This window comes from Stenotrophomonas sp. PS02300 (assembly GCF_029959395.1).
In the GTDB taxonomy this organism is placed as follows: Bacteria; Pseudomonadota; Gammaproteobacteria; order Xanthomonadales; family Xanthomonadaceae; genus Stenotrophomonas; species Stenotrophomonas maltophilia_AD.
The window spans coordinates 1-17849 of the sequence record NZ_JASCOP010000089.1; the positions used below are offsets into that span (position 1 = coordinate 1).

The 17849-nt window shown below is 68.0% G+C and carries 22 protein-coding genes; 19 read left to right on the forward strand and 3 right to left on the reverse strand.

The genetic code is table 11. From position 1 onward, the window contains the following. The first annotated feature begins 121 nt into the window (after positions 1 to 121). The 7 genes from QMX79_RS14935 (at position 122) to truD (ending at position 6418) form a co-directional block, all read left to right on the forward strand. On the forward strand, positions 122 to 385 hold the full coding sequence (locus tag QMX79_RS14935) for a hypothetical protein (RefSeq protein WP_282247428.1): 264 nt from the start codon (positions 122 to 124) through the stop codon (positions 383 to 385). Further along, entirely contained in the window at positions 382 to 2046 is a 1665-nt protein-coding gene (locus QMX79_RS14940; RefSeq protein ID WP_282247429.1) for a CTP synthase, read from the forward strand. Before QMX79_RS14935 ends, QMX79_RS14940 begins: the two co-directional genes overlap by 4 nt. Before the next feature lie 468 nt (positions 2047 to 2514). Next, positions 2515 to 3804, forward strand: a complete 1290-nt coding sequence (eno, locus tag QMX79_RS14945) for a phosphopyruvate hydratase (RefSeq protein ID WP_095364045.1) — start codon at positions 2515 to 2517, stop codon at positions 3802 to 3804. Positions 3805 to 3809: 5 nt separating this feature from the next. Beyond that, entirely contained in the window at positions 3810 to 4160 is a 351-nt protein-coding gene (gene ftsB, locus QMX79_RS14950; RefSeq protein WP_282247430.1) for a cell division protein FtsB, read from the forward strand. Then, a complete protein-coding gene (gene ispD, locus QMX79_RS14955; protein ID WP_282247444.1) occupies positions 4157 to 4855 on the forward strand; it encodes a 2-C-methyl-D-erythritol 4-phosphate cytidylyltransferase in 699 nt (232 codons plus the stop codon). Before ftsB ends, ispD begins: the two co-directional genes overlap by 4 nt. Before the next feature lie 37 nt (positions 4856 to 4892). Further along, the gene (gene ispF / locus QMX79_RS14960) at positions 4893 to 5387 is read left to right on the forward strand and encodes a 2-C-methyl-D-erythritol 2,4-cyclodiphosphate synthase (protein WP_282247431.1); all 495 of its coding nucleotides are present in this window, start codon (positions 4893 to 4895) and stop codon (positions 5385 to 5387) included. After that, a complete protein-coding gene (gene truD / locus QMX79_RS14965; protein ID WP_282247432.1) occupies positions 5384 to 6418 on the forward strand; it encodes a tRNA pseudouridine(13) synthase TruD in 1035 nt (344 codons plus the stop codon). Before ispF ends, truD begins: the two co-directional genes overlap by 4 nt. Positions 6419 to 6431: 13 nt before the next feature. On the opposite strand, the gene QMX79_RS14970 is transcribed toward truD, so the two are convergent. After that, positions 6432 to 6971 (reverse strand): Smr/MutS family protein, encoded by a 540-nt coding sequence (locus QMX79_RS14970; protein ID WP_282247433.1) that lies wholly within the window; start codon positions 6969 to 6971, stop codon positions 6432 to 6434. Positions 6972 to 7158: 187 nt separating this feature from the next. Between QMX79_RS14970 and surE the strand changes: the two genes are divergently transcribed. From surE to QMX79_RS14990, 4 genes are read left to right on the forward strand one after another with little or no spacing between them, the layout of a single operon-like run. After that, entirely contained in the window at positions 7159 to 7938 is a 780-nt protein-coding gene (gene surE / locus QMX79_RS14975) for a 5'/3'-nucleotidase SurE (RefSeq protein WP_282247445.1), read from the forward strand. Next, complete coding sequence (locus QMX79_RS14980; RefSeq protein ID WP_068850856.1) at positions 7935 to 8612, forward strand: protein-L-isoaspartate(D-aspartate) O-methyltransferase; 678 nt, start codon at positions 7935 to 7937, stop codon at positions 8610 to 8612. The genes surE and QMX79_RS14980 overlap by 4 nt, the downstream gene beginning before the upstream one ends. A gap of 19 nt (positions 8613 to 8631) precedes the next feature. After that, complete coding sequence (locus QMX79_RS14985) at positions 8632 to 9246, forward strand: DedA family protein (protein ID WP_282247434.1); 615 nt, start codon at positions 8632 to 8634, stop codon at positions 9244 to 9246. Next, positions 9243 to 10022, forward strand: a complete 780-nt coding sequence (locus QMX79_RS14990; RefSeq protein ID WP_282247435.1) for a peptidoglycan DD-metalloendopeptidase family protein — start codon at positions 9243 to 9245, stop codon at positions 10020 to 10022. Before QMX79_RS14985 ends, QMX79_RS14990 begins: the two co-directional genes overlap by 4 nt. Before the next feature lie 52 nt (positions 10023 to 10074). Here the strand turns inward: QMX79_RS14990 and QMX79_RS14995 are convergent, their stop codons facing one another. Both QMX79_RS14995 and yhbY read right to left on the reverse strand, forming a co-directional pair. Then, complete coding sequence (locus QMX79_RS14995) at positions 10075 to 10470, reverse strand: Mth938-like domain-containing protein (RefSeq protein ID WP_282247436.1); 396 nt, start codon at positions 10468 to 10470, stop codon at positions 10075 to 10077. A 5-nt stretch (positions 10471 to 10475) separates the two neighbouring features. Further along, complete coding sequence (gene yhbY, locus QMX79_RS15000) at positions 10476 to 10781, reverse strand: ribosome assembly RNA-binding protein YhbY (protein ID WP_282247437.1); 306 nt, start codon at positions 10779 to 10781, stop codon at positions 10476 to 10478. Positions 10782 to 10846: 65 nt separating this feature from the next. On the opposite strand from yhbY, the gene rlmE reads away from it, so the two are divergent. The 8 genes from rlmE to hflX all read left to right on the forward strand — a co-directional run. Further along, positions 10847 to 11479 (forward strand): 23S rRNA (uridine(2552)-2'-O)-methyltransferase RlmE, encoded by a 633-nt coding sequence (gene rlmE, locus QMX79_RS15005; RefSeq protein WP_068850870.1) that lies wholly within the window; start codon positions 10847 to 10849, stop codon positions 11477 to 11479. A gap of 53 nt (positions 11480 to 11532) precedes the next feature. Continuing rightward, the gene (gene ftsH / locus QMX79_RS15010) at positions 11533 to 13476 is read left to right on the forward strand and encodes an ATP-dependent zinc metalloprotease FtsH (RefSeq protein ID WP_282247438.1); all 1944 of its coding nucleotides are present in this window, start codon (positions 11533 to 11535) and stop codon (positions 13474 to 13476) included. An 81-nt stretch (positions 13477 to 13557) separates the two neighbouring features. Continuing rightward, entirely contained in the window at positions 13558 to 13740 is a 183-nt protein-coding gene (locus QMX79_RS15015) for a hypothetical protein (RefSeq protein WP_282247439.1), read from the forward strand. Between the two features lie 85 nt (positions 13741 to 13825). Continuing rightward, the gene (locus QMX79_RS15020; protein WP_282247440.1) at positions 13826 to 14320 is read left to right on the forward strand and encodes a hypothetical protein; all 495 of its coding nucleotides are present in this window, start codon (positions 13826 to 13828) and stop codon (positions 14318 to 14320) included. A 78-nt stretch (positions 14321 to 14398) separates the two neighbouring features. Further along, positions 14399 to 15298 (forward strand): dihydropteroate synthase, encoded by a 900-nt coding sequence (folP, locus tag QMX79_RS15025; protein WP_282247441.1) that lies wholly within the window; start codon positions 14399 to 14401, stop codon positions 15296 to 15298. After that, the gene (gene miaA / locus QMX79_RS15030; RefSeq protein ID WP_282247442.1) at positions 15298 to 16251 is read left to right on the forward strand and encodes a tRNA (adenosine(37)-N6)-dimethylallyltransferase MiaA; all 954 of its coding nucleotides are present in this window, start codon (positions 15298 to 15300) and stop codon (positions 16249 to 16251) included. Before folP ends, miaA begins: the two co-directional genes overlap by 1 nt. A 102-nt stretch (positions 16252 to 16353) precedes the next feature. After that, entirely contained in the window at positions 16354 to 16638 is a 285-nt protein-coding gene (gene hfq / locus QMX79_RS15035) for an RNA chaperone Hfq (protein ID WP_068850887.1), read from the forward strand. Between the two features lie 23 nt (positions 16639 to 16661). Continuing rightward, on the forward strand, positions 16662 to 17849 hold a 1188-nt coding region (hflX, locus tag QMX79_RS15040; RefSeq protein WP_282247443.1), incomplete at its 3' end, for a ribosome rescue GTPase HflX.

Below are 17849 nucleotides of genomic sequence, written 5' to 3' on the forward strand. Positions count from 1 at the left end.
CAAGCCGCGCGCAACAAGCGTTTGGGCTACCCCGACGCCCGGGCTTGCCGGGGCGTCTTCGTTCGTGCCCCTTGGGCTGGACGCCTTCAATCTGTAAACTATGGCTTTCCGGGAGCAGTACGTGTCATCCATCAGCGAATGGACTGGTCTGGTCGTGCGCGACCGCCAGCAGGGTAGGCAGGAGGTGACGGTCCCAATGGCGACCGGCACGGCCGCCCCGACCTCGCCGACCGGCCGCCACGTCACCGTTCCCTCGATCCCGGCCCTGGCGCGTGAACACCCCGCCGCCGCCGCCCGGACCACCCCCGATTTCCCCTTCACGTCGTCCGCCGCCCCGCGCGCCGGCGCCGTTTCCCCCTTCCTGACAGGACACCCCCAGCCATGACTCCCTTGATCTTCGTAACCGGCGGCGTGGTTTCCTCGCTCGGCAAAGGCATTGCCGCCGCCTCGCTCGCCTCCATCCTCGAAGCCCGTGGCCTGAAGGTCACGATGATGAAGCTCGACCCGTACATCAACGTCGACCCGGGCACCATGAGCCCGTTCCAGCACGGCGAGGTGTATGTCACCGACGACGGCGCCGAGACCGACCTGGACCTGGGCCACTACGAGCGCTTCGTGCGCACCCGCCTGAGCCGCAAGAACTCGGTCACCACCGGCCGCATCTACGAGAACGTGATCCGCAAGGAGCGCCGCGGCGACTACCTGGGCGCCACCGTGCAGGTCATCCCGCACATCACCGACGAGATCCGCCGCTGCATGGACGAAGCCACCGAAGGCTTCGACGTGGCGCTGGTGGAAATCGGCGGCACCGTGGGCGACATCGAATCGCTGCCGTTCCTGGAAGCCATCCGCCAGGTGCGCACCGAGCGCGGCCCGGAGAAGGCCCTGTTCATGCACCTCACCCTGGTGCCGTACATCGCCGCCGCCGGTGAGCTGAAGACCAAGCCGACCCAGCACTCGGTCAAGGAACTGCGCTCGATCGGCATCCAGCCCGACGTGCTGCTGTGCCGTTCCGAACAGCCGGTGCCCGAGTCCGAGCGCCGCAAGATCGCCCAGTTCACCAACGTGTCCGAGCGCGCGGTGATCAGCGTGCCCGACGTCGACGTGCTCTACCGCATCCCGATGGGCCTGCACGAGCAGGGCCTGGATGAAATCGTGATCAACCAGCTCAAGCTGGGCGACAAGGCCGGCCCGGCCGACCTGCACGAGTGGGAAGCGGCGGTGGACGCCACCCTGCACCCGCTGGACGAGGTCACCATCGCCGTGGTCGGCAAGTACGTCGACCACCAGGACGCCTACAAGTCCGTGGGCGAAGCGCTCAAGCACGGCGGCCTGCGCCAGCGCACCAAGGTCAACCTGAAGTGGCTGGAAGCGCAGGACCTGGAAGGCACCGACATGGCCGCGCTGAAGGACGTTGATGGCATCCTGGTGCCGGGCGGCTTCGGCGACCGCGGTTTCGAAGGCAAGGTGCTCACCTCGCAGTTCGCCCGTGAACAGCAGATGCCGTATTTCGGCATCTGCTACGGCATGCAGGCCGCCGTGGTCGACTTCGCCCGCAACGTGGTCGGCCTGGACGGCGCCAACAGCACCGAGAACGACCGCCAGTCGCCCAACCCGGTGATCGGCCTGATCACCGAATGGCGCACCGCCACCGGCGATGTCGAAAAACGCGACGACCGCAGCGACCTCGGCGGCACCATGCGCCTTGGCCTGCAGGAGCAGCGCCTGAAGCCGGGCACGCTGGCCCGTGAGCTGTACGGCAAGGACGTGGTGTCCGAGCGCCACCGCCACCGCTACGAGTTCAACAACCGCTACCGCACCCAGCTGGAAGACGCCGGCCTGGTGATTGCCGGCAAGTCGATGGACGACACCCTGGTGGAAGTGGTCGAGCTGCCGCGCGACCAGCACCCGTGGTTCCTGGCCTGCCAGGCGCACCCGGAATTCCTGTCCACCCCGCGCGAAGGCCACCCGCTGTTCATCGGCTTCATCCGTGCCGCGCGTGAGCGCAAGGCCGGCGGCGCGCTGCTGCAGGAAGCACGCGCCTGAGCCAGGATCCGTGGGCGGCGCAGCTGGCGCGCCGCCAGCGCCGTCACTGGCGCGCCTGGCCTTGGGGCTGGGCTGCCCTGGTCCTGTCCATCGCCAGCTGGGGCTGCGCGTTCGTGCTGATGGTGCTGGTGTTTTCCGCAGTGGGTTCGCCCGGTGACGGCAGCCATGCCATCCAGGCCGTCGCCACGCCCATCAACCGGCCCTGGCGCTGGGCGCAACCTGCGCGCTGGGCACCGTGCTGGCCAGCGTGCTGGCGCTGCGCCTGCGCCGCCAGCCGGCCGGTGGCGGCGCCGCACTGGGCCTGCTGGGCCTGCTGTTGCTGGTGCTGCTGCTGCCATCGCTGCTGTAGCCCCGAACGCTTCCCGCGCGCGGATTTGGCAAGCGGGGGGCAGGTGGGGATAATCACGCGGCACCTTTCGACGCACTGCTTTTTGGCGTTCCCCCTTTCTGACTGGTAACCGGCCCGCTATGACCACGATCCGCAGCATCCACGCCCGTGAAATCCTCGACAGCCGTGGCAACCCCACGCTGGAAGCCGAAGTCACCCTGGAGGACGGTTCGTTCGGCCGTGCCGCCGTGCCGTCGGGTGCCTCCACCGGCACCAAGGAAGCGGTCGAGCTGCGCGATGGCGACAAGACCCGTTACCTGGGCAAGGGCGTGCGCAACGCCGTCAACAACGTCAATACCACCATCGCCACCGCGCTGAAGGGGTTTGACGCGGCCGACCAGGAAGGCCTCGACCGTCGCCTGATCGACCTGGATGGCACCGAAAACAAGGGCCGCCTGGGTGCCAACGCACTGCTGGCCGTGTCCATGGCCAATGCCCACGCCGCCGCTGCCGCCAACAAGCAGGCGCTGTGGCAGTACCTGTCCAAGGGCAGCACCGACGTGAGCCTGCCGGTGCCGATGATGAACATCATCAACGGCGGCGCGCATGCCGACAACAACGTCGACTTCCAGGAATTCATGGTGCTGCCGGTCGGCTTCACCTCGTTCTCCGAAGCCCTGCGCGCCGGTACCGAAATCTTCCATTCGCTGAAGTCGGTGCTCAAGGGCCATGGCCTGAGCACGGCCGTGGGCGACGAAGGCGGTTTCGCCCCGGACTTCCGCAGCAACGTCGAAGCGCTCGACACCATCCTCGAAGCGATCGGCAAGGCCGGTTACACCGCCGGTGAAGACGTGCTGCTGGGCCTGGACGTGGCCTCCAGCGAGTTCTACGAGAACGGCAAGTACAACCTGGTGGGCGAGAACAAGCGCCTGACCTCCGAGCAGTTCGTCGATTTCCTGGCCGACTGGGCGGCCCAGTACCCGATCATCACCATCGAAGACGGCCTGGCCGAGAACGACTGGGCCGGCTGGAAGCTGCTCACCGACCGCATCGGCAAGAAGGTGCAGCTGGTCGGCGACGACCTGTTCGTGACCAACCCGAAGATCTTCAAGGAAGGCATCGAGTCCGGCACCGCCAACGCGATCCTGATCAAGGTCAACCAGATCGGCACCCTGACCGAGACCCTCGAGGCGATCGCGATGGCGCACCACGCCAACTACGCCGCCGTGGTCTCGCACCGTTCGGGCGAAACCGAAGACACCACCATCGCCGACATCGCCGTGGCCACCACCGCCACCCAGATCAAGACCGGCTCGCTGTGCCGCAGCGACCGCGTGGCCAAGTACAACCAGCTGCTGCGCATCGAGGAAGCCCTCGGTGCCGGCGCGCGTTACGCCGGTCGTGACGCGTTCGTGTCGCTGAAGCGCTGATCCGCATGCGCAACTGGCGCTGGCTGCTGCTGGTGCTCGCGGTACTGCTGGCATGGCTGCAGTACCGCTTCTGGTTCGGCCCGGGCAATTCGGGAGAAGTGATGACGCTCGAAGCCCAGGTCGAATCCCAGAAGCGCGACAACGCCGGCCTGCAGCAGCGCAACGACGCGCTGGCGGCCGAGGTCAAGGACCTCAAGGAAGGCGAGGCCGCCATTGAAGAACGCGCGCGCAGCGAGCTGGGCATGATCAAGCCCGGCGAGAAGTTCTACCGCGTGGTCGAGAACGCCCCGGTGGCGGCGCCGCGTGCGCCGGCGCTGGCCGCCGATCCGAACGCGCCGCACCCGGACGTGCCCTGATGGGCAGCGTCTGGGCCGTGGTTCCGGCCGCCGGCCGTGGCACCCGCTTCGGCAGCGACACGCCCAAGCAGTACCTGCTGGCAGGCGACCGGGTGCTGCTTGCGCACACCCTGGAAGCCCTGCTGTCGCACCCGGTCGTGGCCGGGGTGGTGGTGGTCATCGCCGAGAACGACGTCGACTGGCCGGGCTGGCAGTCACTGGCCGACAAACCGATCCTCACCTGCACCGGCGGGGCCACCCGTGCCGCCTCCGTGCTGGCCGGCCTGCAGGCACTGCCCGACAGCGTGCGGGCCGACGATTTCGTGCTGGTCCACGATGCCGCGCGGCCCAACCTGGCCGCAGCCGACCTCGGCCGCCTGCTGGAAGTGGGGCGTACCGACCCGGTCGGCGCGATCCTGGCCGCGCCGGTGCGCGACACCCTCAAGCGGGCCGGCGATGACGGCGGTATTGACGGTACCGAGCCGCGTGCGCGCCTGTGGCGCGCGCTGACCCCGCAGCTGTTCCGCCGTCACCAGCTCGCCCGCGCGCTGCAGGAAGCAGCCGCCGCCGGCGTGGACGTCACCGACGACGCCATGGCGATGGAGCGGCAGGGGCTGCGCCCGTTGCTGGTCGAGGGCAACGAGGACAACTTCAAGGTCACCACCCCGGCCGATCTGTCCCGATTCGAATTCGAGCTGTCGCGCCGCGGCTCCTGAGCCCGTCCGCGCCGGCCATCACCGCAGGTTTTTTGCCATGAACACCCCGTTTCCTCCGGTCCGCATCGGGCAGGGTTATGACGTCCACGCCTTCGGCGAGGGCGACCACATCATGCTCGGCGGCATCCGCGTCGCGCACAGCTGCGGCGTGCTGGCGCACAGCGATGGCGATGTGATCCTGCACGCGCTGTGCGATGCCATGCTGGGCGCGCTGTCGCTGGGCGACATCGGCCAGCACTTCCCGCCGTCGGACATGCGCTGGAAGGATGCCGACAGCAGCCGCTTCCTCGAACACTGCAACGGCCTGCTGCGTGAACGCGGCTGGCAGGTTGGCAACACCGACATCACCGTGATCTGCGAGCGGCCCAAGGTCGGCCCGCATGCGCTGGCCATGCGCGAGCGCATCGCCGGGCTGCTGGGCATCGCGCTGGATGCGGTGAGCGTCAAGGCCACCACTTCCGAGAAGCTCGGGTTCACCGGGCGTGGCGAAGGCATCGCCGCCCAGGCCGTCGTGCTGCTGGTGGCGCTGTGATCCCGTTGCCGCTGGCCTTCGGCGAGCCGCTGCTGCGTGCCGACATCCGCACCACCCCGGAAGATTTCCAGGTGGACGAACTGCCGGCGTTCGAGCCGACCGGGGAGGGCGAGCACCTGCTGTTGACGATCCGCAAGCGCGGCGCCAACACCGTGCATGTGGCCAAACTGCTCGCGAAGTGGGCGGGGCTGCCGGACATGGCGGTCAGCTATGCCGGCATGAAGGACCGGCATGCGGTCACCACGCAGCGGTTCAGCGTGCACCTGCCCAAGCGCATCGCGCCGGACATCGCGCTGCTGGCCTCGGACGAAGTGGAGGTGGTCGAATCCACCTGGCACAACCGCAAGCTGCAGCGCGGCGCGCTGGCCGGCAACCGCTTCCGGCTGGTGTTGCGCAACGTGCAGGGCGAGGCGAAGGCGATCGACGAGCGGCTGTCGCTGATCGCCGCGCGTGGCCTGCCGAACTGGTTCGGCGAGCAGCGCTTCGGCCGCGATGGCGGCAACGTGCCGGCTGCGCTGGCGATGTTTGGCGGCCGCCGCGTGCGTCCCGACCAGCGCTCGCTGCTGCTGTCGGCCGCGCGTTCGGCGCTGTTCAACCAGGTGCTGGCCGAACGCGTCGCGCGGGGCAACTGGGACAGCCCGCTCGAGGGTGAGGTGTGGATGCTCGATGGCAGCCGCAGCGTGTTTGGCCCCGAGCCGTGGACCGACCTGCTGGCAGACCGCCTGGGGCGGTTCGACATCCATCCCAGCGGTCCGTTGTGGGGCGAAGGCGAGCTGCGCAGCAGCGGGGCGGCGGCCGAACTGGAGCTGGGTGCGATCAGCGACGAGCAGTCACTGCAGCTGCGCACCGGGCTGGAAGGCGCGCGCCTGAAGCAGGAGCGCCGCGCGCTGCGGCTGCGCCCGGCCAACCTGCAGCATCGCTGGTTGGAAGCGGACGTCCTCGAACTGACATTCGCGCTGCCGCCAGGGTGTTATGCCACCGCCGTATTGCATGAGCTGGGCCCAGTGCACGACGCCGGATCCCCCACGTAATACACGCAGGGCGTCACCGGTTCGCCAGCAGCACCAGCACCGCGCCGGTGCCGCCTTGCCCGGCCGGTGCCGAATGAAACGCCAGCACGTCATTGCGCTGGCGCAGCAACCGGTCCACCAGGTTCTTCAGGATCGGCGCGCCCCCATCGGACTGCAGCCCCTTGCCATGGATGATGCGCACGCAGCCATGCTCGTGTGCATGTGCTTCCAGCAGGAACTGGCGCAGCAGCGTCTCCGCCTGGACCACGGTTGCCCCATGCAGGTCCAGCTCATCCTGCACCGAATACTGGCCGCGCTTGAGCCGCTGGAACATCCGGGCCGGCAGGTTTTCGCGCCGGTAACTGGCGGTGTCGCCGGCCTCCAGCGGGCTGCTGTCGCGCAGCAGCCGGGCGAACTCCCCGCGTGCGGCGTCCTCGTCCTGTTCGGCCATGCGCGCACGCGGCTTCGGCCGCGGCGTTGCCGGCGGCGCGGCCACCGGCTTGCGCAGCGGCGTGACCTCGCCGATGGCGGCGCGGAACAGCGCGGCCGGATCTTCGTCTTCAGGATGTGACATGCGTACAGCCTAATGCCCTGAATCGGCCGTGCCTACCTCCCGCCGGGGTAGGCCGATCTGCCCGCTTGCGGCACAATAGCTGACGCACTTGCGCGGTCGGTGATCCCGTAACGGGTGAAGGCCGGCCCCGCCAACGCTGGAAAGTGATGGAAATGAAGTCTTGAACAATCAAGCGGTTAAAACCCAGATGCGGATCCTGGTCAGCAACGACGACGGCGTCGATGCCCCCGGCATCAGGATGCTCGCCTCCGTGCTGCGCGAGGCCGGCCATGAAGTGATGGTGGTCGCCCCCGACCGCGACCGCTCCGGCGCCAGCAACTCGCTGACCCTGGACCTGCCGGTGCGGGTCAAGCGCATCGACCACTACACCTGTTCGGTGGCCGGTACCCCGACCGACTGCGTGCACCTGGCGCTGACCGGCCTGCTCGAATACGACCCGGACATCGTGGTGTCGGGCATCAACAACGCCGCCAACCTGGGCGACGACGTCATCTACTCCGGCACCGTGTCGGCGGCGATGGAAGGGCGTTTCCTCGGCCTGCCGGCGGTGGCGATGTCGCTGGTCACCCACAACCACGACCCGCGCAATTTCGAAACCGCTGCGCGTGCGGCCGTGGAGATCGTCACCCGGCTCAAGGCCGACCCGCTGCCGGCCGACACCATCCTCAACGTCAACGTGCCCGACCTGCCGTGGTCGGAGGTGCGTGGCTTCGAAGTGACCCGCTTGGGCAACCGCCACCGTGCCGAAGGCTGCATCGCCCAGCGCGACCCGCGCGGCAATGAAGTGTTCTGGATCGGCCCGGCCGGGCGCGAACAGGATTCGGGCCCGGGCACGGACTTCCACGCCGTGCGCAACGGATTCATCTCGATCACCCCGATCCAGGTCGACCTGACCCGTTACCAGGCACTGGAGAAGGTCGCCAGCTGGGTAGGCGGGCTGACCGCCGCGCTGGACCGGCCGGCATGAGCCAGCGCCTGCGCCTGCAGCCCGAAGCGGTCGGGATCGGCATGACCTCCCAGCGCGTGCGCGACCGCCTGGTCGAACGCCTGCGCGAAAGCGGCATCGCCGACGAAGCCACCCTCAATGCGATCCGGGTGGTGCCGCGGCATCTGTTCATCGACGAAGCCCTGGCCTCGCGTGCCTACGAAGACACCGCACTGCCGATCGGCCACGGCCAGACCATCTCCCAGCCGTGGGTGGTGGCGCGGATGACCGAAGCGGTGCTGCAGTCGGCGCCGAAGAAGGTGCTGGAAGTAGGCACCGGCTCGGGCTACCAGGCCGCCGTGCTCGGTGCGCTGGGGCTGGAGGTCTATACCGTCGAGCGCATCGGCGACCTGCTGCGGCAGGCGCGCAAGCGCTTCCGCGCACTGGGCATGAACATCCGCAGCAAGCACGACGATGGCCGCATCGGCTGGGCCGAACATGGCCCGTTCGACGCCATCGTGGTGACCGCTGCGGCGCCGGCGCTGGTCGATGCACTGGTCGAGCAGCTGGCCGTGGGCGGGCGCCTGGTCGCGCCGGTTGGCGGGGCAGGGGCGCAGTCGCTGATCCAGCTGACCCGTCGCGACGACGGCAGCGTTGAACAGCAGGTACTGGCGCCGGTCACGTTCGTGCCGCTGCTGTCTGGCATGCTGGACTGATTCCAAGGAGCGTCGCGTCATGAAGATTTTTGGTCCGCTGTACGAGCGGGCAATGAAGTGGGCCGCGCACGAGCGCGCCCCGACCTACCTGACGGTGCTCAGCTTCATCGAGGCGATCATCTTCCCGGTGATGCCCGAAGTGATGCTGGCGCCGATGTGCGTGGCCCAGCCCAAGCGCGGCTGGTGGTTCGCCACGCTCAGCCTGGCCGGCTCGATGGCCGGTGCGCTGGTCGGCTATGCGCTGGGTCACTATTCGTTTGAAGCGGTCAAGCCGCTGTTCGCCGCGATGGGCATGTTGACCAGCATCGAAGGCGGCATCGCCATCGTGCAGGCCAAGATGGCCGAATCGCCCTGGGCGGTGTTCACCTTCCTGGTGCTGGGCGGCTTCATGCCCATCCCGATGAAGGTCTTCACGTGGGCATCGGGTATCGTCGGCGTGCCGCTGCCGCAGTACTTCCTGAGCATGTTGATCGGGCGGGGCAAGCGCGTTTACGTGCTGGCTGCCGTCATCCGCATTGGCGGGGCGCGTGCCGAAGCGGCGCTGCGGCGTTGGATTGAACCGCTGGGCTGGATCGCCACCGCATTGGTGGTGGGTCTTGTGGCCTGGCTTGTCTGGAGAGCGAAGTTCGCATGAGTGCTGATCGTTTGAGCGGGGCCGCACGGCTGACCGCCCTGCTGCTGGTGGCGTCCACCCTGAGTGCCTGCGGCACCGCCACGGTGGTCAAGCCGTCCGGCGGGCGCACCGCGCACACCACGCCGCAGACCTCGGTGGCCAAGCCGGGCCAGACCGCCGTGGTGCGTCGTGGCGACACCCTGTACGCACTGGCACGCATCCACAACATCACCCCGCGCGACCTGGCGGGCTGGAACGGGCTGGCCGAGCCGTACACGATCTACCCGGGCCAGGTCCTGCGGCTGTACCCGGGCAACACGCCGGGCCGCGCGCCGACCACCGTGGTGACCGCGCCGCGACCGGGCGGCACCGCGCCCACCCCGGCACCTGCGCCGACCCCGTCGCCGACCACCGCGATCAAGAGCAACATCAGCTGGCGCTGGCCGGCCGACGGTGCCGTCGTCGGTCGCTTCGTCGGTGCCGATGTCACCAAGCAGGGCGTGGATATCGCCGGCAGCAGCGGCCAGCCGGTGCGCGCCACCGCGCCGGGCGTGGTGGTCTATTCCGGCGCCGGCCTGGTCGGTTTCGGCGAGCTGATCATCGTCAAGCACAGCGACCAGTGGCTGTCGGCCTATGGCCACAACCGCAAGCGGCTGGTCAATGAAGGCCAGAGCGTCAAGGCCGGCGAGCAGATCGCCGAGATGGGCCGTACCGGCACCACCCGCGACATGCTGCACTTCGAGATCCGCTACAACGGCAAGCCGGTAGACCCGCTGCTGTACCTGCCCCCGAAGTAAGGCACAAAAAAGGCTGCCAACGGCAGCCTTTCCTGAACGAAATCAGCGAATTTCAGCCCGGCAGCAGGATCGCCGCAGCCACCTTGCGGCTCTCGCTGGCCAGCAGGTTGAAGGTCCGTGCCGCCGCCGCGTTGGTCATCACTTCAATGCCGATGCCACGGGTCAGGCAGGCGCCCATGACGGCGGCCGACGGAAACTGCTGCGTCGCCCCGGTCCCCAGGATCACCAGCTCCGGCGCCAGCGCCAGTACCGGCGCCAGGTCTTCCGGGGTCAGTTCCTTGGCAGTGGCCGGTGCCGGCCACGCCTCCACCAGTGCCTGCGGGGTCACAATGAAGCTCTGGCCCAGCTCGCGGGTACGGACCTGCTCGCGGTCTTCCAGCACCACCGAGCCCGTGCCGACGGCGCGGAACGCATAGGCGTAATCGGGGATTTCGTGGTTCAGCTGCATGGCGATCAGCCGCGCGGAAGCACGATCTGGCGCTGTTCCTTGCTGGGGCGGTAGAGCACGGCCACGTGGCCGATGCGCTGCACCAGCGCACTGTCGGAGGCCTGGACCAGCTCGGCGATCATGGCGTCGCGGGCATCGCGGTCTTCCGCGCCCACCTTCACCTTGATCAGTTCATGGCGCTCCAGGACTTCGTCCAGTTCAGCCAGGAAGGCCGGCGTGACCCCCTTGCCGCCGATCTGCAGCAGGGCTTTCAGATCATGGGCTTGGCCGCGGAGGAAGCGGGTCTGGGACGAGGTCAGGACAATAGACATTCAGGAACAAGCGGTTAACTGGGGCGATCAGGGTATCATGACCACCCCGTCCGGCCCTATCTCCAATGGTTTCCCGCAGCAAGAGCAGCCAACGCTGGTTGAAAGAACACTTCGCCGACCCCTTCGTGAAGAAGGCCCAGGCCGAGGGCATGCGCTCGCGCGCGGCCTACAAGCTGGAGGAGCTGCTCGCGCGTGACCGGCTGCTGAAGCCGCACATGGTGGTGGTCGACCTGGGTGCCGCCCCGGGCGGCTGGTCGCAGCAGGTCCGGCGCCAGATCGGCGACACCGGCCGGGTGCTGGCCCTGGACATCCTGGAGATGCCGCCGCTGGCCGGCGTGGAGTTCCTTCACGGGGACTTCAGGGAGCAGGCCGTCCTATCGCAGTTTGAAGCCATGCTCGGGGATCAGCCGGTAGACCTTGTGCTCTCGGATATGGCCCCCAATAAAAGTGGTATGGACGCGGTAGACCAGCCGCGGATGATGCACCTGGCCGAGTTGGCGCTGGATTTTGCCGACAACCATCTCAAGCCGGGTGGCGCGTTCCTGATCAAGCTGTTCCAGGGCGTGGGCTTTGACGACTACGTGCGCGAGATGCGCCGCCGGTACGACAAGGTCGTGATCCGCAAGCCTGAAGCGTCCCGGAAGCGCTCGCCCGAGGTGTATGCCTTGGGGCAGGGCAAACGCACCCAGATCAAGTAAGCTCAACCATACCAATTGCGTCAGGCATTAGAGGAACACCGGAGCCAATGAGGATGAACGACTTGACCAAGAACCTCCTGCTATGGGTGGTCGTCGCCGTGGTGCTCATGGTGGTGTTCCAGAGCTTCTCGCCAAAGAGCAGCGGCGCCGGTGCCCAGGGCGCCACGTATTCGCAGTTCCTGGACCAGGTGGATGGCGGCAACGTCCAGAAGGTGACCTTCAGCGGCGACATGCGCAGCGGCACCAACCAGATCTCGTACACCACGCGCAGCGGCCAGTCGGCCACCATCACCGCGCCGATGGATCGCGACCTGATCAACATCCTGCGTGCCAAGAACGTGGAAATCGTCCAGGAAGAGCCGTCCAGCGGCATCTCGCTGGGCGCGATCCTGATGAACTTCCTCCCGGTGATCCTGATCATCGGCTTCTGGTTGTTCATCATGCGCCAGATGCAGGGCGGTGGCGGCGGTGCCAAGGGCGCGATGTCCTTCGGCAAGTCGCGCGCCAAGCTGCAGGGCGAAGACCAGATCAAGGTCACCTTCGCCGACGTCGCCGGCTGCGACGAAGCCAAGGAAGAAGTCGGCGAACTGGTCGACTTCCTGCGCGATCCGACCAAGTTCACCAAGCTCGGCGGCAAGATCCCGCGCGGCGTGCTGATGGTCGGCCCGCCCGGTACCGGCAAGACCCTGCTGGCCCGTGCCATCGCCGGCGAAGCCAAGGTCCCGTTCTTCTCGATCTCCGGTTCGGACTTCGTGGAAATGTTCGTCGGCGTCGGCGCCAGCCGCGTGCGCGACATGTTCGAGCAGGCCAAGAAGCAGGCCCCGTGCATCATCTTCATCGACGAAATCGACGCCGTCGGCCGCCATCGCGGTGCCGGCCTGGGCGGCGGTCATGACGAGCGCGAGCAGACCCTGAACCAGCTGCTGGTGGAAATGGACGGCTTCGAGGGGGGCGAGGGCGTGATCGTCATCGCCGCCACCAACCGTCCCGACGTGCTGGACCCGGCGCTGCTGCGCCCGGGTCGCTTCGACCGCCAGGTCGTGGTCGGGCTGGCCGATGTCAGGGGCCGCGAGCAGATCCTCAAGGTGCACATGCGCAAGCTGCCGCTGGCCGACGACGTCGAGCCGATGGTGATCGCGCGCGGTACCCCGGGCTTCTCCGGTGCCGACCTGGCCAACCTGTGCAACGAGGCGGCATTGTTTGCGGCCCGCAGCAACGAGAAGGAAGTGCGCATGGAGCACTTCGACCGTGCGCGCGACAAGATCCTGATGGGTGCCGAGCGCCGTTCGATGGCCATGAGCGAAGAAGAGAAGACGCTCACCGCCTACCACGAAGCCGGCCACGCCATCGTCGGGCGCCTGGTGCCCGAGCACGATCCGGTCTACAAGGTCACCATCATCCCGCGCGGTCGCGCGCTGGGCGTGACCATGTACCTGCCGGAAGGCGACAAGTACTCGATGAACCGCGTGGCGATCGAATCGCAGCTGTGCTCGCTGTACGGCGGCCGCGTCGCCGAAGAGCTGATCTTCGGCGCCGACAAGGTCACCACCGGTGCCTCCAACGACATCGAACGCGCCACCAAGATGGCCCGCAACATGGTCACCAAGTGGGGCCTGTCCGACGAGCTCGGCCCGATCGCTTATGGCGAAGAGGACGACGAGGTGTTCCTGGGCCGTTCGGTGACCCAGCACAAGAGCGTGTCCGACGATACCGCGCGCCGCATCGATGAAGTGGTGCGCAGCATCCTGGACAAGGCCTACGCCCGCACCACCGAGCTGGTCACCGCCAACCTCGACAAGCTGCACACCATGTCCCAGCTGCTGCTGCAGTACGAGACCATCGATGCGCCGCAGATCGACGCCATCATGGAAGGCCGCGATCCGCCGCCGCCGATGGGCTGGGGCAAGTCCAACAAGGACGGTGGCAGCAACAACAACGACAAGGGTGGCGACGCCCGTCCGGTGCCGCCGATCGCCGGGCCCGCCGAACAGCTCTGAGTTGAACCGATGACAGACGAAGGCCGGGGCAACCCGGCCTTCTTCGTTTCCTTCCCGCCTGACCGCAGTTCCGGAGTTGCCATGTCCACCCCGCCGCCGCAGATATCCCACACCACCGAAATCGTGATTGCCACGGTGGTCGGCGCCGTGGTCGGCGTGCTCAGCGGGAACTACCTGCTTGGCGGCATCGTCGGCATCGTGCTCGGCATCGGCCTGAGCGTCGCCAAGACCCTGTACGTGGACCGCAAGCGCCGCCGGCGCTAAGCCCTTGCGGCCGCGCGCCGCGTTCGGCACGATGCGCAGGCACGGTCGCACCGCGCGGCCGTGAACATCATTCCAGGGGGAATACATGCGTCATTCGATGCGCGCGGCGACTGCCGCGCTGCTGTGCTGTGCCACGCCCGCGTTTGCGGCCACCGTCCACGTGCAGGACCCGGTGCCGTTCTCCGAAACGTCCTACATCGCCGACAACATCAAGGCCGAATGCCGGATGGGCGCGCAGCTGGGGACCGCGCTGGGCAACAGCGCGCCGGACTTCGGCAACACCATCGCCTTCGACGAGCAGCTGGCCACCGAAGGCCGGGTGCTGAAGCTGGAGATCGTGGAGGCGCAGAGCGCCCGCACCGGCTACAACCACTACAAGTCGGCGACCGTGCGCGGCGTGTTGATGGACGACGGGCAGAAGGTGGCGGCGGTGACGGCGCGGCGGATTTCGCGCGGTGGCCCCGGCGGCCTGTTCAAGGGCTCCTGCGACGTGCTCCAGCGCGTGGTCACCGCCATCGGCAACGACCTCGCCGAGTGGCTGGCCAACCCGACCGACGAGGCCAAGCTGGGCGATTTCTAGCCCGCCAGGCCCCGCGGGCCGCGGGTTATCGGAGTACGCCGGCGTAAACTAGGCGCTGGCGTATTTCGTGGAAGGCCCATGTTCGATACTTCTCCCCAGCTGGACTGCGGCGGCCGCGTACTGCGGCTGGACCGCCCGCGCGTCATGGGCATCGTCAACGTCACCCCGGATTCGTTCTCGGATGGTGGCGCGCACGACAGTACCGAAGCCGCGGTCGCCCATGGACTGCAACTGGTGGCCGAAGGCGCCGACCTGCTCGAGATCGGTGGTGAATCGACCCGGCCCGGTGCCGCGCCGGTAGCGCTGGAGGAAGAGCTTCGCCGGGTGGTCCCGGTGATCGAACAGCTCGCCGCCCAGACCCAGGTGCCGATCAGCATCGACACCTTCAAGCCGGAGGTGATGCGTGCCGCAGTGGCCGCCGGTGCCGGCATGATCAACGACATCCATGCGCTGCGGCAGGACGGGGCATTGGCCGCCGCCGCCGAGCTGGGCGTGCCGGTGGTGCTGATGCACATGCAGGGCGAACCCGGCAGCATGCAGGACACCCCGCACTACGACGACGTCGTGGCCGAGGTGCACCGGTTCCTGGTCGATCGGATGTTCTCGGCCGAAATGGCCGGCATCGCGAAGAAGAACCTTGTGATCGACCTGGGCTTCGGCTTCGGCAAGACCACCGAACACAACATGATCCTGCTGGCGCGCTCGGCGCGCTTCCTGGAACTGGGCGTGCCGATGCTGGCCGGGCTGTCGCGCAAGCGCAGCATCGGCGAACTGACTGGCCGCGAGGCGCCGCGCGAGCGCGTGGCCGGCTCGGTCGCCGCGCACCTGGTCGCCGCCCAGCGCGGCGCGACGATCCTGCGCGTGCATGACGTCGCTGCCACCGTGGACGCACTGAAAGTGTGGGCGGCGGTCGATGCGGTGCCGATGCCGCGGGTGGATGCCGCCCCGGCGATGCCGCGCTGGCCGGACGAGGGCTGATGGGCGCCGACCGGCGCCCGCTGGCGATCGCGGTGATGGGCCCGACCGCGTCGGGCAAGACCGCCACCGCCATCGCACTGGCGCGGCAACTGGGCGGGGAGATCGTCAGCGTCGATTCGGCGCTGGTCTACCGCGGGCTGGATATCGGCTCGGCCAAGCCCGATGCCGCCGAGCGCGCGCAGGCGCCACACCACCTGCTCGACCTGCGCGATCCGTGGCAGACCTATTCAGCGGCGGAGTTCGCCGTGGATGCCGCACGCGTGGTGGCCGACATCATCGCGCGCGGACGCATGCCGATCCTGGCCGGCGGCACCGGGTTGTACTTCCGCGCGCTGTTGCAGGGGCTGTCGCCGATGCCACCGGCCGACCCGGCTACCCGGGCGGTGATCGGCGCCGAGGCGGCAGAACTGGGCTGGCCGGCGCTGCACGCACAGCTGGCCGGAATCGATCCCGCCGCTGCAGCCCGTATCCATGCGACCGACCCGCAGCGCATCCAGCGGGCGCTGGAGGTCTATCGCCTGACCGGCACACCGATCAGCGAGTGGCAGAAGCTGCCCGGCGTGGACCGCCTGCCGGTGCGCTGCCTGAAGCTGGTGCTGGCCCCGCGCGAGCGCAGCGTACTGCACCAGCGCATCGAAACCCGCTTCGACAGCATGCTCGCCCAGGGGTTCCTGGACGAGGTGCGGTCGCTGCGTGCGATGCCTGGGATGGCGGCAGTGGCGGCGCCGCTGGACCTGCCGGCGGTCCGGGCCGTCGGCTATCGCCAGGCCTGGGAGTTCCTGGACGGGCAGGGCAGTGCCCGCGACTTCCGCGACAAGGCCATCCAGGCCACCCGGCAGCTGGCCAAGCGCCAGTTGACCTGGCTGCGCGGAGAGCTTGATGCACGCTGGTTCGATCCCCATATAGACGGGGATTCCCTGGCCGATGCCGTAGCGGCCTTTGTTGCCCGCTGAGCCACAGCGCCTTGCCCTTGGCCCGTGTACCATCGGAGGTTCCGGTGGCGGGGGCCGTGGCAGTTGCCGGAAGACCATAAAAACAATAATGAGGAGTGTGCAATGTCCAAGGGGCAATCGCTGCAGGATCCGTTTCTGAATGCACTTCGGCGCGAACGCGTGCCGGTGTCGGTGTATCTGGTCAATGGCATCAAATTGCAGGGAACGATCGAATCGTTCGACCAGTTCGTTGTCCTGCTGCGCAATACGGTCAGCCAGATGGTGTACAAGCACGCCATTTCGACCGTGGTGCCGGCTCGCAACGTCCGGGTGGGTCCCGGTGGTGGCTATGTGCAGTCCAATGAAGGTGGCGCCGACGGCGCCCAGGAAGAAGACGACGTTGAATGAAGTAAGCAACTGCGGAGACGCGCGTGTTTGACCGTTCCAAGCGAGGCGAACACGCGCTCCTGATCCAGCCGCATTCCGGCCGGCTGGAAGAAGATGTGCTGGAAGAGTTCACCGATCTGGCCCGCTCTGCCGGGGCCAGCATCGCCGCTACCCTGACCGCGCGCATCGACCGGCCCAACCCGTCGATCCTGATCGGCTCGGGCAAGCTCGACGAGATCAAGGCGGCCGCCGAGGCCACCGGCGCCGACCTGGTGCTGGTCAACCATGCGCTTTCGCCGTCGCAGGAGCGCAACCTGGAGCGCTTCCTCGAGCGCCGGGTGATCGACCGTACCGGCCTGATCCTGGACATCTTCGCCCAGCGTGCGCACAGCCACGAAGGCAAGCTGCAGGTGGAACTGGCGCAGCTGCGCCACATGTCCACCCGGCTGGTCCGTGGCTGGACCCACCTGGAGCGCCAGCGCGGCGGTGCCATCGGCCTGCGCGGTCCGGGTGAAACCCAGCTCGAAACCGACCGCCGCCTGCTGCAGAAGCGGGTGGAACAGCTGCAGAAGCGGCTGGAAAAGGTCGAAGTGCAGCGTACCCAGATGCGCCGTGCCCGCGTGCGCAGCGAACTGCCGCGCGTGGCGCTGGTGGGCTACACCAATGCCGGCAAGTCGACCCTGTTCAATGCACTGACCGGTGCGGAGGCGTACGCCGCCGACAAGCTGTTCGCCACCCTGGACCCGACCGTGCGCCGCATCGCGGTGCCGGGCGGCAACGTGGTGCTGGCCGATACGGTGGGCTTCGTCCGCGACCTGCCGCACGAACTGGTGGCCGCGTTCCGCGCGACCCTGAGCGAAGCGCGCGAGGCCGACTTCCTGCTGCACGTGGTCGATGCCGCCGATCCGCACCGCGAGGAGCGCATCGCCCAGGTTGATGAAGTGCTCAACGAAGTGGGCGCGGGCGAGCTGCCGCAGCTGCTGGTGTTCAACAAGATCGACCGCATCGAAGGCAGCGAGATCCGCCACGACGGCCAGGACGGCATTCCCGATACCGCACGCCGCGAACGCGTCTGGATCTCGGCCCGCGATGGGCTCGGCCTGGACCTGCTGCAATCGGTGCTGGGCAAGCGCCTGGGCCTGCAGCACGTCAGCGGCGACCTGCGCCTGCCGCCGACCGCCGGCCGCCTGCGTTCGCGCCTGCACCAGCTGGAAGTGGTGCGCGGCGAACGC

Bases quoted from the DNA above. Each gene is read 5' to 3' on its own strand.
- QMX79_RS14940 (WP_282247429.1), top strand. From the start codon at position 382: ATGACTCCCTTGATCTTCGTAACCGGCGGCGTGGTTTCCTCGCTCGGC.
- eno (WP_095364045.1), top strand. From the start codon at position 2,515: ATGACCACGATCCGCAGCATCCACGCCCGTGAAATCCTCGACAGCCGT.
- ftsB (WP_282247430.1), top strand. From the start codon at position 3,810: ATGCGCAACTGGCGCTGGCTGCTGCTGGTGCTCGCGGTACTGCTGGCA.
- ispF (WP_282247431.1), top strand. From the start codon at position 4,893: ATGAACACCCCGTTTCCTCCGGTCCGCATCGGGCAGGGTTATGACGTC.
- QMX79_RS14970 (WP_282247433.1), bottom strand. From the start codon at position 6,971: ATGTCACATCCTGAAGACGAAGATCCGGCCGCGCTGTTCCGCGCCGCC.
- surE (WP_282247445.1), top strand. From the start codon at position 7,159: ATGCGGATCCTGGTCAGCAACGACGACGGCGTCGATGCCCCCGGCATC.
- QMX79_RS14980 (WP_068850856.1), top strand. From the start codon at position 7,935: ATGAGCCAGCGCCTGCGCCTGCAGCCCGAAGCGGTCGGGATCGGCATG.
- QMX79_RS14985 (WP_282247434.1), top strand. From the start codon at position 8,632: ATGAAGATTTTTGGTCCGCTGTACGAGCGGGCAATGAAGTGGGCCGCG.
- QMX79_RS14990 (WP_282247435.1), top strand. From the start codon at position 9,243: ATGAGTGCTGATCGTTTGAGCGGGGCCGCACGGCTGACCGCCCTGCTG.
- QMX79_RS14995 (WP_282247436.1), bottom strand. From the start codon at position 10,470: ATGCAGCTGAACCACGAAATCCCCGATTACGCCTATGCGTTCCGCGCC.
- yhbY (WP_282247437.1), bottom strand. From the start codon at position 10,781: ATGTCTATTGTCCTGACCTCGTCCCAGACCCGCTTCCTCCGCGGCCAA.
- rlmE (WP_068850870.1), top strand. From the start codon at position 10,847: ATGGTTTCCCGCAGCAAGAGCAGCCAACGCTGGTTGAAAGAACACTTC.
- ftsH (WP_282247438.1), top strand. From the start codon at position 11,533: ATGAACGACTTGACCAAGAACCTCCTGCTATGGGTGGTCGTCGCCGTG.
- QMX79_RS15015 (WP_282247439.1), top strand. From the start codon at position 13,558: ATGTCCACCCCGCCGCCGCAGATATCCCACACCACCGAAATCGTGATT.
- QMX79_RS15020 (WP_282247440.1), top strand. From the start codon at position 13,826: ATGCGTCATTCGATGCGCGCGGCGACTGCCGCGCTGCTGTGCTGTGCC.
- folP (WP_282247441.1), top strand. From the start codon at position 14,399: ATGTTCGATACTTCTCCCCAGCTGGACTGCGGCGGCCGCGTACTGCGG.
- miaA (WP_282247442.1), top strand. From the start codon at position 15,298: ATGGGCGCCGACCGGCGCCCGCTGGCGATCGCGGTGATGGGCCCGACC.
- hfq (WP_068850887.1), top strand. From the start codon at position 16,354: ATGTCCAAGGGGCAATCGCTGCAGGATCCGTTTCTGAATGCACTTCGG.